This window comes from Clostridium sp. N3C (assembly GCF_900095445.1).
Classification (GTDB): domain Bacteria; phylum Bacillota; class Clostridia; order Clostridiales; family Clostridiaceae; genus Clostridium_AU.
In genome coordinates this window covers 1-11788 of record NZ_FMJL01000071.1, presented here as the reverse complement: position 1 = coordinate 11788, position 11788 = coordinate 1, and the positions used below count along the sequence as shown (strand labels likewise).

Annotated in this window: 13 protein-coding genes; 3 read left to right on the top strand and 10 right to left on the bottom strand. The window is 31.7% G+C overall.

Going from position 1 to position 11788, the window contains the following annotated elements; translation table 11 throughout:
* A partial coding sequence (locus tag N3C_RS13910) for a hypothetical protein (protein WP_207648628.1) occupies positions 1–343 on the top strand: 343 nt, incomplete at its 5' end.
* Positions 344–442: 99 nt separating this feature from the next.
* On the opposite strand, the gene N3C_RS13905 is transcribed toward N3C_RS13910, so the two are convergent.
* Complete coding sequence (locus N3C_RS13905; protein WP_074366613.1) at positions 443–1633, bottom strand: coenzyme F420-0:L-glutamate ligase; 1191 nt, start codon at positions 1631–1633, stop codon at positions 443–445.
* Positions 1634–1751: 118 nt separating this feature from the next.
* Here N3C_RS13905 and N3C_RS13900 point away from each other — a divergent pair, with 118 nt between their 5' ends.
* The gene (locus N3C_RS13900; protein WP_074366612.1) at positions 1752–2639 is read left to right on the top strand and encodes a LysR family transcriptional regulator; all 888 of its coding nucleotides are present in this window, start codon (positions 1752–1754) and stop codon (positions 2637–2639) included.
* 83 nt (positions 2640–2722) lie between these two features.
* On the opposite strand, the gene N3C_RS13895 is transcribed toward N3C_RS13900, so the two are convergent.
* From N3C_RS13895 to N3C_RS13860, 8 genes are all read right to left on the bottom strand, one after another.
* Complete coding sequence (locus N3C_RS13895) at positions 2723–3277, bottom strand: glutathione peroxidase (protein WP_074366611.1); 555 nt, start codon at positions 3275–3277, stop codon at positions 2723–2725.
* 149 nt (positions 3278–3426) lie between these two features.
* Positions 3427–4242: an ABC transporter permease subunit gene (locus N3C_RS13890; RefSeq protein ID WP_074366610.1), complete on the bottom strand. Its 816-nt coding sequence runs from the start codon at positions 4240–4242 to the stop codon at positions 3427–3429.
* Entirely contained in the window at positions 4243–5127 is an 885-nt protein-coding gene (locus tag N3C_RS13885; RefSeq protein WP_074366609.1) for an ABC transporter ATP-binding protein, read from the bottom strand. It lies immediately after the preceding gene.
* Complete coding sequence (locus tag N3C_RS13880) at positions 5114–5578, bottom strand: DUF3021 family protein (protein WP_074366608.1); 465 nt, start codon at positions 5576–5578, stop codon at positions 5114–5116. Before N3C_RS13880 ends, N3C_RS13885 begins: the two co-directional genes overlap by 14 nt.
* A 13-nt stretch (positions 5579–5591) precedes the next feature.
* Positions 5592–6029, bottom strand: coding sequence for a LytTR family DNA-binding domain-containing protein (locus N3C_RS13875; RefSeq protein WP_074366607.1), 438 nt, complete (start codon positions 6027–6029; stop codon positions 5592–5594).
* A gap of 191 nt (positions 6030–6220) precedes the next feature.
* Positions 6221–6832, bottom strand: coding sequence for a DUF2238 domain-containing protein (locus N3C_RS13870; RefSeq protein ID WP_074366606.1), 612 nt, complete (start codon positions 6830–6832; stop codon positions 6221–6223).
* A 62-nt stretch (positions 6833–6894) separates the two neighbouring features.
* Complete coding sequence (locus N3C_RS13865) at positions 6895–7650, bottom strand: spore coat protein (RefSeq protein WP_074366605.1); 756 nt, start codon at positions 7648–7650, stop codon at positions 6895–6897.
* Positions 7651–7881: 231 nt separating this feature from the next.
* The gene (locus N3C_RS13860) at positions 7882–9882 is read right to left on the bottom strand and encodes a methyl-accepting chemotaxis protein (RefSeq protein WP_074366604.1); all 2001 of its coding nucleotides are present in this window, start codon (positions 9880–9882) and stop codon (positions 7882–7884) included.
* Between the two features lie 334 nt (positions 9883–10216).
* Between N3C_RS13860 and N3C_RS13855 the strand changes: the two genes are divergently transcribed.
* On the top strand, positions 10217–10609 hold the full coding sequence (locus tag N3C_RS13855; RefSeq protein ID WP_074366603.1) for a pyridoxamine 5'-phosphate oxidase family protein: 393 nt from the start codon (positions 10217–10219) through the stop codon (positions 10607–10609).
* 166 nt (positions 10610–10775) lie between these two features.
* Here the strand turns inward: N3C_RS13855 and N3C_RS13850 are convergent.
* Positions 10776–11788: condensation domain-containing protein (locus tag N3C_RS13850; RefSeq protein WP_074366602.1), on the bottom strand; the 1013-nt coding region annotated here is incomplete at its 5' end.

The window sequence follows — 11788 nt, the reverse complement described above, 5'->3', positions numbered from 1 at the left end:
ATTTATGAAAAAATTCAAAACATTAAAGATAATAGGATTTATAATCCTTTTTATACTATTGTCCTTACTAGTTACAAATCGATATCTTTATGGAGTGTGGAATCCCTTTGCTTTGCCCAAAAAAATCAAATGTTATGGGTATACCTATTATAAATCAAGAGAGGATATACCAAAAACCTTTATTGATAAAGATACTGTTATTTATCCCATTGATTCTTTCAATATATACACTGGAAAGAAGTTATATACCATTGACCCAAAAAAGGAATCAGCGCCTAAAGTAATTTACCTATATATTAATAACAATATGTATCAATCCTACGAGTTAGATGATAAAGAATAGAAATAAGCTTGTTTTTAGTCCTTCTCCTAAAAACAAGCTTATTTTTTATAATTTACAAGGGGTCCTCTTTTAGAAAGTTTTTATTAATTAATGATTATATTACTTAGCATAATTATCAAAATATCCTTGAATATAAACTATTGGTGTTCCCTTATCACCACTTCCAGAAGTTAAATCACAAAGTGAACCGATAAGGTCTGTAAGTCTTCTAGGTGTTGTTCCTTGAGTAACCATGGAACCCTTAAGGTCTGCATCTTTATTTTTAATATATTCAGAAATAGCCTTTTTCAGTTCTTCGCCTTTTAAATCTGCAAATTCGTTATCTGCAAGATACTTCAATTTTACTTCGTTAGGTGTTCCTTCAAGACCTGAAGTATAAGCAGGTGATACTACAGGGTCTGCAAGTTCCCATATCTTACCTACTGGATCTTTGAAGGCTCCATCTCCATATACCATAACTTCTACAGTTTTTCCTGTCTTCTCTTTAATTATAGCTTGTATTTTATCTACTATAGGCTGACAATCCCTTGGGAATAACTTAACCTTTTCCTCTGTTGATTTGTTAGATCCTAAAAGGCCATAAGCTTCGTTATAACCGCTGCCATAAATAGATGCTGTTAATATATCATCTAGACCATATACCTTTTCAGCACCGTTAGCCTTTAGTATTCTCTTTGTTCTAAATCTTGTATGAATGTCACAAGTAAGTACACTCTTTGTGTAATCTAATATTGTCTTTGGATTATTTGAGAAAATCACTTCACATTCAACACCGTATTCTTCTATTAAAGACTTATAATAGTCTACATAATCTACACCAGTGAAGGTATGCTTTTTATATCCAAAATATTCACGGAACTGTTTTTCTGTTAAAACATCTGTCCAAGGATTCACACCCTTTTCGTCTAATTCATCTATATCAACTAAGTGATTACCTACTTCATCAGAAGGATAACTAAGCATTAAAACAATTTTCTTTGCTCCCTTTGCTATACCACGAAGACAAATTGCAAAACGGTTACGGCTTAAGATAGGGAAAATTACTCCAATAGTATCGTCACCAAACTTTGACTTTATATCCTTTGCTATATTATCAACGCTAGCATAATTTCCCTGTGCTCTACCAACTACTGATTCAGTTATAGCTATAATATCCTTATCAGTTATTGTAAAGCCTTCTACTTCTGAAGCCTTTAAAACAGTGTTAGCAACTATCTCTGTTATGTCTTCTCCTTCTTTAATAATAGGCGCTCTAAGACCTCTAACTACAGTTCCTACTACTCTTTCCATTAAAACCGCTCCTTATATTTTCATTATAATATTATTATTTGTTACACTTGTACTATACTATACTTATATGGTATAAGTAAAATAAGTAAGTATGATATTTGATATAAGGAGAACTTATATGTCTACAAAATTAGATTTATATAGGATTTTTTGTAAAGTTGCTCAATGTAATAGCTTTTCTAAAGCGTCTAAGGAACTATATATGACTCAGCCAGCTGTCAGTCAGGCCATTATGCAGCTTGAAACAGAATTAGATATTCGCCTTTTTACCCGAACTCCGAGGGGAGTAATCCTCACCAAGGAAGGACAAATGCTATTTGAATATATCAATTCTGCCATTAACTTAATTAATGTAGCAGAACAGAAGCTGTTAGAATCCAAAAATCTTTTAGTTGGGGAATTAAAGATTGGTGTAGGAGATACCATATCTAAACATTACTTATTACCTTATCTAGAGGAATTTCATAATAGATTTCCTAATATCAAATTCAAAATTATTAATGGTACTACTCCAGAGCTTTGTGTAATGTTAAAGTCTGGGGAGCTGGATCTTTCCATTTGCAACTTGCCTATTAGTGATGCAAGCATAGAAGTTAGAGAAGTTTTGACCATTCATGATACCTTTGTCTGCGGAAAAAATTTTCTTAGCACTATATCCATGCCATTAAGTCTTTCTCAGCTAGCAGAATTGCCCCTAATATTGCTTGAGCCTAAATCAAACTCTAGACGGTACATAGAAAATTATTTCTTATCAAAGGGTATCAGCCTTATGCCAGAAATTGAACTAGGCTCTCATGATTTACTGTTAGAGCTTGCTAAAATCAATTTAGGTATAGCTTGCGTTATTAGAGAGTTTTCCCATGAATACTTGAAAAAAGGCCTACTGTACGAGATAAAATTGACTGAAAAAATCCCAGCAAGAAATATAGGTGTGTGTTTTTTAAAAGGGGTATCCCTATCTCCTACCTCCATGAAATTTATTGAACTAATAGGATTGAATATGTAATTTATCTATGCTAATAATGGTGCCAAATTAGAAAAGCTGTTGACCCAATAATTAGGTCAACAGCTTTATATTAAGTACAAAGATTAATGGGCTGCTAATAACTTTTTAATATCCTCTTCCATATCTAGTGGATCTGTAGTAGGCTCAAATCTCTTTATATACTTTCCATCTCTACTAATTAAGAACTTTGTGAAGTTCCACTTTATTGCATCTCCTACTAGATTCTCAGGATACTTTTCTCTAATTACACTATAAAGTATTTTTCCCATAGGTGTACTCTTATCAAATCCTTTAAAAGGCGCCTGTGTAACTAGATACTTAAATAGAGGATGGGCATCGTGTCCGTTAACCTCTATCTTCTCGAATATATTAAAGGTAACTCCATAATTAATTTCACAAAAAGTCTTAACTTCTGTATTACTACCTGGTTCTTGTTCATCAAATTGGTTACAAGGAAAACCTAAAATCTCTAGTCCTTCTTCCTTGTACTTTTCATATAGCTTTTGTAAATCCTTATATTGAGGTGTAAATCCGCACTTGCTTGCAGTGTTTGCAATTATTAATACCTTTCCTTTATAATCTGCTAAAGAAACTTCTTCACCATTAATTTTCTTAGCAGAAAAATCATATATACTCATTACTATCATCCCTTCTATAGTACTTTTATAAATTTTTATAAATATTAGTATTTTTCATTTGATATTCTTTATTTATTGATAATTATTTTCACTTCACACTCCTTTATTATACTCCATATTAAAATGTTTGCAATATTATTTTTTAAATCTTATATCCTAAAATCTTTCTTGATATACTTAATATAAGTCGCCGCTATAGCTACAATTATAAAGGACAATGCTAGCACTACACAGCTAACTTTAATACCATTCTTAACTACATCCGCTGGCATTGCAAAATGGAATGGAGAAAAATATTTTAAAAAACTTAGTTTTTCTATCATATCTGAGAATATGCCTAAAAGGTATGTTACAAAGAAAAACCCTATGGATATAGGCATAGCCAATCTTAAATGAGGTACTAGCACTGATATTACAAAACCTACAGCTAGAAAAACCAAGCCTACCATTAAAAATCCAGAAAACAAAAGTATATAGTCCTTAATCACATCTATAACCTTTAAATCTGATGATTTTACCACAAAAGATATGAGAAGGGATGAAAAAGCAATGATAATCACAAAGAGTGCAAAAAGGGTTGTTGCCGATAAAATTTTCATAGTTACTATTTTACTTCTCTTTACTGGTTGAGCGTATAAAAATTCTATAGTTCCTTCACTTTCCTCCTTTACTAAAGCCTTAGAACCTAATAAACCTCCATAGATTACTCCCGCCATCATTAAATATTGAAATACATAGGCAAAATACTCCTTAAGCTTTGAAAAATCCGGTGCATCCTCTAAGCCAAAGGCCTTCAACAAGGCTGGTGGCATAACATCTAGCTCTGTTTTCACTAACTGCTGCATTCCGCTGTCTTGCATGGATGGGAACATGGACATAAATAATATAGTTAGAAGTACGCATATAACGCTCCATATTAACATAGACTTAAAGCCTTTTTTAACTTCCATTTTATAAATATTCATTTATCTCCCCTCCTGGTCATAGTAATTCATAAATACTTCCGACAGCTTTTTCTCTTCAATTAACAAATCTTCTACTTGGTACTTTGAGATTACCACTAGTAATTTATTTATATCACCATTAAAATTAAAGCATATCCTATCTCCTTCATTTTCCAAGCCCTCTGCTCCTATTACCTTTAGTTCCTCTTCAATATTTTTAGAAAGCTTCAAAGTAATTCTCTTAATCCTCTTATGGACAAAATCCTCTATGCTTCTTACTTCGATTATTTTACCTTCCTTAATAATAGCCACTCTGTCACAAAACTCTTCTACTTCTGTTAAGTTATGACTAGATAAAAATATTGTAGTTCCCTCTTTCCTTATCTTTAGTAAGGTGTTAAAAAGCTTTTGTTGTATTAAGGGATCTAAACCGTTAGTAGGTTCATCTAAAATTAATAACTGTGGCTTATGAATAAGGGCCTGCACAATAGCTACTTTCTTTTTATTTCCTAGGGACAACTCCCACATCTTTTTGGTAAGCTCCACATCAAAGCTGTGACACAGATCCTTCATATAAGCATCGTCCACATTATTCTTAAAGGACTTAGCATAATTTAGTAGCTCCTCTACGGTCATGTTATCATAATACCTTACTTCACTAGGCACATAACCTACCTTTTCCTTGATTTTATCTGTTTCAGTAACACAATTCATTCCTAAAATTTTAGCCTCTCCGGAACTTGGAAAAATAAAATTCATAAGGATTTTTATAGTGGTAGATTTTCCTGCTCCGTTTGGCCCAATAAAACCAAATATTTCTCCCTTGTTTACTCTTAAATTAACATTAGATATACCCCGTTTTTTCCCATAGGTTTTTGATAGATTATTGATTTCAATTACGGTCATTTCCATCCCCCTCTAATCTTTTATTTTGCTTATAAGCTGCTAATCGATCATTAAGTTGCTCTCCAGTAAATTTATAATACATATATAAAGAAAGAAATACTGTTAAATATATGAATATATAAGCCCCTGAAAATACTAATACATGCCGTAGATTTGATATATCTGCCCAATTAAGTATCACCACTGAAATAAGGCATACTATATAACAGGCTATAAAATGAATTACTGTTTTATACTTTGCACTAAGGGACTCCAATATAAATTCACCATAAATAATAAAATGTATAACCCCTAGCACAATTGTAAATCCAACCAACTTCCACATTAATATAAAATCCATAGCTGTATCCCCATTAATCATAGCCACTACCGAATATAGTAGGATTGTAGCACTAAAAATCAAGCCCCAGACAAACTTAAACTGCACAATTAATTCCATGAACCTTTTCATTGATATACCTCCTCTATAATCCTAAAATATCCTTAAGTCTACCAACATACTGCCTAGATACTACCAGCTTCTCATTGTTTTCCAGTATCACATCCAACTTTCCATTAAGTCTTGGGGACAGTCTTTGAATTTTTGATATGTTTATTATTGTAGATTTACTTGCCCTAAAAAAGTCTTGTTTTGCTAATTTCTCTTCTAACTCATATAGTCTTAGAGGTATCTCTAATACTTGACTTTCTGTATACATAAAGGTCTTTTTATCTACACTTTCAAAATAGTAAATATCAGAAGGATCTATTAAGTATCTTTCCCCCTCTATTACCCCTGTAATTTTTTCTTCAGAACTTCTAAGCAATGAAATTACTTTTTCAACTTCTTCTGTAACCTTGTCACACTTAATTACAATTTCAACTTCCTTGTGACTAGGACATTCATCAATAGTAATCTTCATTTAAACACCCCCTGATAAGTGGTATCACTTACTATAATATATAGTATATCACTACCCAATTCCAAGTAAATATCCATACTACCAAGATGCATTTTTTAAATACTAAGATGCAAAATTATTTCTCTTACTTTTGATTTTGGACGAATATTTAATTAGAGAATATAAATAACTGGACATTAAAAAAGCAGCCCTTACACTTTATAAAGAGCTGCTTTTTTATATCTTAGTTTTAAATATATTACTATAGCACCTAAAAGAGCTAAAAGCTCACCAGCAAGCAAATCATGAAAGGTGTCTTTAATACCTTCTTTAAGCATATTAGTATTTAGCAAACTATCTCCAATATACTCAAAGATTTCCCACAGGGTACTTATAGTAGTAGAAAAAGAAAAAGCCCACAGGGAAATAAAGAAGGCATATCTATTACTCTTTATTCCCTTTTCATTGATAATAAAACTTTTAATCAAATCCCTTCCAACTGAAACCATATAAAAACCTGCAAAGCCATGTAAAAAAATATCCCACCACCAAAGGGTGAAATAGAAGCCTACTAACTCTCCCAAATACTGAGTTCCAAATAGGAACAATATAGCTATAACTTTAAAACTTGAAGGAAGCCTAATATCTTTTTTATCAGCTAAGTTACTTAGTATAAAGGGAACTGGTATCAAAAACATAGACATTATTGATAAATAACCATTGCGTTTTACGCCATTTATAAAATTAACAATAGCTGTTATTAGTAGTAAAATTTCAAAAGCTATGGCAAAGGTAAGATTATATTTTTCTTTTTTACTTTTCATAATCCAATCCTCTTTTCAAAAAATAAAACCTTACCCTTATAGCATATACAAATTTTAAAAATTTATATATCTAGAACATTTTCTCCGAAAATTCCAATCTCCTGTCTAAAGGGTATAAAACTCCTACCGTTCCACTTCAAGTCTGTTTCCACATAGCCTATAGCATCTGCATTATATCTACCAGCTATTTTTTGAACTGCCATAAGTTGATATATTCCGTCCCTATTAAAGTCTATAGGGTACAAGCCACTTATAGGATTAACAAAGCCCTTTATCCCTTCCTTTAAGGTGCCATCTTCATTATATATTTCTGATAAATACTCTTCACCTTTATAGCTAATATCTATAGTAAATTTCTTTTTAGTTTTAAAGCTAATAATATCTACCTCAAAATTGTCTCTATAGATAACCTCATACTGAAACTCATTATTGAACTTTTCATAGTCGAATAAGAGGCTTGGCTTATTATCTACAAAAGAAAATATATAGCTATAAAGGATAGCTCCACTACCGCCAGAATCTATATACACTACTATGTCATCCACCTTATCTCCAGTAAAATCTCCTAAAAAGATAGTAGGATTATAACCTGCCCCCTCTTTAATAGGAACCCTATTATATTGATTAGTAGCTCCATCCTGTACTACCAGATTGATATTAGTAACAAAAGGGCTTTGAAAACCATAGGGTCTATCCCCCATAAGATATACATTATCTATTATTCCGTCTCCAGTTACATCTCCTTGCTTAAAGTCTAAGATATATGCACTGTAACCATCAAAATAAATAAGCTGCCTAGTGCAAAAGAAATTGTACATATAAAACTCCTCTGATATTGTTAGCTTGTTTATTATATGCCAAAACTTTAGACTTTGTTATGAATATATAAAGTTAAAATGCTAAAAGAAATTAGCTATTTAATTTTAAAAAACTATAGATATATCTGATTAATTGATATCACATTTAAATTATAAGAATCTCTTATATTTATTCCTAAAATAAGTTACCGCTAAGATCTTTTGACCTTAGCGGTAGAAAATAAGTAGAAGTTAAATTTTAAATTGATTAACTACCTTAATGAGGGATTCTGACTTTTCATTTGATTTACTTGCTAAATTAACTACATTTTCAGCCATATTAACAACACCCTCTGCCTTATTGGCAATATTACTTGCTCCCATAGCCTGTTCATTAGTAGAAGCACTTATCTCAGTGATGGATTCAACCATATTTTCTATGGAGGCCAAAATCTCTTCTGAGATCGAACTAAACTCAATTACTACATCATTTATATCCCTAGAAAGCTCATTATATTGTTCACTGGTATTTACTAAGACATCATAATCATTAAGTACTTTCTTATCAATAAAGTCTATAATATCCATAGAGCTTGAAGAAAGATCCTTTACTACCAATAGCACCTGATTTGTCACTTCTTGAATTTGAGCTATGGAAGTTTTAGAACTTTCAGCTAACTTTCTAATTTCTTCTGCCACAACCGCAAAGCCCTTACCGGATTCTCCTGCTCTAGCTGCTTCAATCGCTGCATTTAAAGCTAGTAAATTGGTTTGAGTTGTAATAGATAATATGGTATTAGACAATTCATTAATTTGTTCAACGGATTTAGACTTTTCAATTGCATTCTGCAAATTGACCTTTGTTTTACTATATATGTCCACAACTTCCTGTTTAGATGATATTGACATATCTTTTATTCTTTCAGTAACTAAATTTACTTTGTTAACAGTAGCTGCACCTTCTTGAGCTTTTGAGGCAATGGTCTCAATGGCCTTTTCTACCTCTAAGGAAGTAGCATGCATTTCTTCAGTTGAAGCAGCTGTTTCCTCTGTTCCTGAAGATAGTTCTTCTGTAGTAGAAGAAATATCTTCGATACTTTGATTCAATTCATGCATATTTTGATTAATGGTAGTCAACATTTCACTGACCATAGAAGATTCATCCACAACCGCTTTCATCATTGTCCTCATGGAATTCTGCATTTTTTCAAGGGATTTAGCTAAACTACCTATTTCATCTTCTCTTGCCAACATATCTTTAGATATAGCTCCCGTAAAATCTCCAGTGGCTATAACATTAAGGCATTGGCTTGTCTCCTTGATTGGTTGAGAAATCTTACGAGCCAGCAATATAGTTACTGCTATACCAATCAAGATGAAAACAACAGATATAATTACTAAAAACTTATTTAAATCATTAACCTTACTCATAACCATTGCTTTATCTGCTGTTACAGCTAAGGACCAGTCTGTACCTTCTACAGGATAATAACCCATATATTTGGTTTTTCCATTAAATGTATACTGACCAACTCCACTTTCCCCTTCAATCATCTTCTTTTGAATATTATATAATTCCTCTAGCTCAGGATTATTTTCATATTCTTTACCAATATTGAACATTTCCATAACAAGGCTTTTATCCTTGTTAGCTATGATAGTACCTTCGCTGTTAATCATAAAGACTTCTTGTTCATCATTTTGCATTTCATTAGTATAATTGCTTAAATCGTTACCATCTCGTCTTGCAAAAAGTACGCCTGTAACCTGATTATTTTCTTTTATCGGAACTGCAAATACCACAATAACATTATCAGCAATCTTATTAACCAACGGATCTGAAACATTACTTTCTCCAGACATAGCTTTGATATAGTACTCTCTATCATTAACTTCCCCAATCTTTCCATCAGCGGAGAAAGCATTGCCATTGGTATCTGCAATCAAAATATCCATATGTCCACTTCGTTTAGTCTCATCTTTAAGGCCTTCCAATTTTTCGCCAATTGACAAATCATTTCTTGTAATCCAAGGATTATCAGCTAGTGTCTCTAGTGAATTGATCTGAGTATTTATTTTCTGAGAAATAATCTTAGCATCAGCTTTAGCTAATTCTATTAAATGTTTGTCAATGTTTGTTTTCAATGCATCTCTAGAATTTAAGAAAGCAGAAATTCCTAAACCTCCACAGATTACAAACATTAGTAGACCAAATAGCAAAGTTATTCTTGTGGTAATACTTTTGAATTTCATAGAATCATCTCCTTTTCCCTTCATCTTTTGTTTAATTGCGTTTAGGAATTCTAAAACCTTAGCTTCTAATTACATACTAATAAACTTCTGCTCTCTCTAAAGGTTCTTGAACTTTCCCTTGACTTTAACGGCGTACATTGCTCAACTTTACTATATGATGTATATTATATAATAGAAATGTAACTATTTCTACTGAATATTGATTATTTTTAGAAAATTTTTAAAAATAGTTCCATTCACCAACATAGAACCTTGACCATTACACAAATTTGACTTAACATAGGAAAAGGAAAAAATTACATAACACTTTAAAAATCAATAGGAGGTCAGAAAAATGCAGGAAGTTTATGAGTTTTTAAAGAAATGTGGAACATATTATTTGGCTACAGTGGAAGGAGATCAGCCAAGAGTTAGACCCTTTGGTACAGTAGATATTTTTGAAGGTAAACTTTATATCCAAACAGGTAAAGTAAAGAATGTGTCTAAGCAGCTACAGGTTAATCCAAAGGCAGAAATTTGTGCTTTTGCTGATGGAAGATGGCTTAGAGTGTCCGGTAAGCTTATCAGAGATGACAGAGTAGAAGCAAAAAAGCATATGTTAGGTAATTATCCAGAACTTCAATCTATGTATTCAGCAGAAGATGACAATACAGAGGTGCTTTACTTTGAAGATGCTACAGCTACCTTCTATTCCTTTACTGACGAGCCAAAAGTAATCAAATTTTAGTATTGAGTAAAGATAAGTCTTTCTATATTGTATAGTTAGCAAAAAAAGCAATCTGTTTAGGATTGCTTTTTTTCATAAAAGTCTTATAAGCTAATTTTTCAACCTTTTCTGGAGATACAGCTACCACATATCTAAATGTAATAACTGAATAATATTAATAAAGCAATTAATTAAATAATTTACTTATTTCATCTAATTCTTCTTGAGACAATTCACTATCATCAAAATCAGATACTGAGTATGCAACCTCTTCTCTAGCAGCACAATACTCTGCAATCATAATCAAATTATCCATAAATAAATTCATAAGAGTTTCAATTGATTTTTTATTATACTCTTCCTTGTCATATGAAGTTCTAACTTCTAATTTTCCATCTACTATCATAGCATTTATTTCTATTTTATGTATACACTTTATATTATCACCAAAGGATGCTTCTATACCTAAATCATATTTTTCAAAGTTATCCGTATTGATACTGTCATCTACTTGTCCAAGATAATTAAAACCTATTTCCGGTTGCACATCAAAGTTTATTTCAGATTTTCCTTCCAAAGAGCTTAAATATTTTAATATTCCATATCCAATACCCTTATTTGGAACTTTTCTTATTGTTTCTTTTATATTTATTAGTATTTTGCTTAAATCCATGGAAGAATCAACCTCTATAAACAATGGATATGTTGCAGTAAACCATCCCACTGTTCTAGATAGGTCTATACCATCAAATGATAAGGTTCTACCATGGGACTCCATGTTAACAAAAAACTTATTTATATCTCTCCATTGTTCCAGTGATAATGCTAATGCAGCTATAAGTAAATCATTAATCTCGGTATTGAAAGCTTTATTGGATTCAAATAACAATAAATCTGTCTTTTCTTTTGGTATGGTTAAGGTATTAGTACTAATATTTTTTACAACTCTATCCTTTATATTGTTATCCGTTGGTATAGAACTAACACTTTTATTAGTAATCATTGCCCAGTATTCTAGTTCTTTTTGCAAAATAGGATCATCTGAATAAGCCTTTAATCTATGAGCCCATTCCTTAAAGGAAGTAGTTTTATTCTGTAGCTTAATAGGTTCTGAGTTTATTAGCTGGTTTAGAGCATTTTCAAAGTCCTCCAATATTATTCTCCAAGAAACTCCATCCACAACAAGATGGTGAATAACAA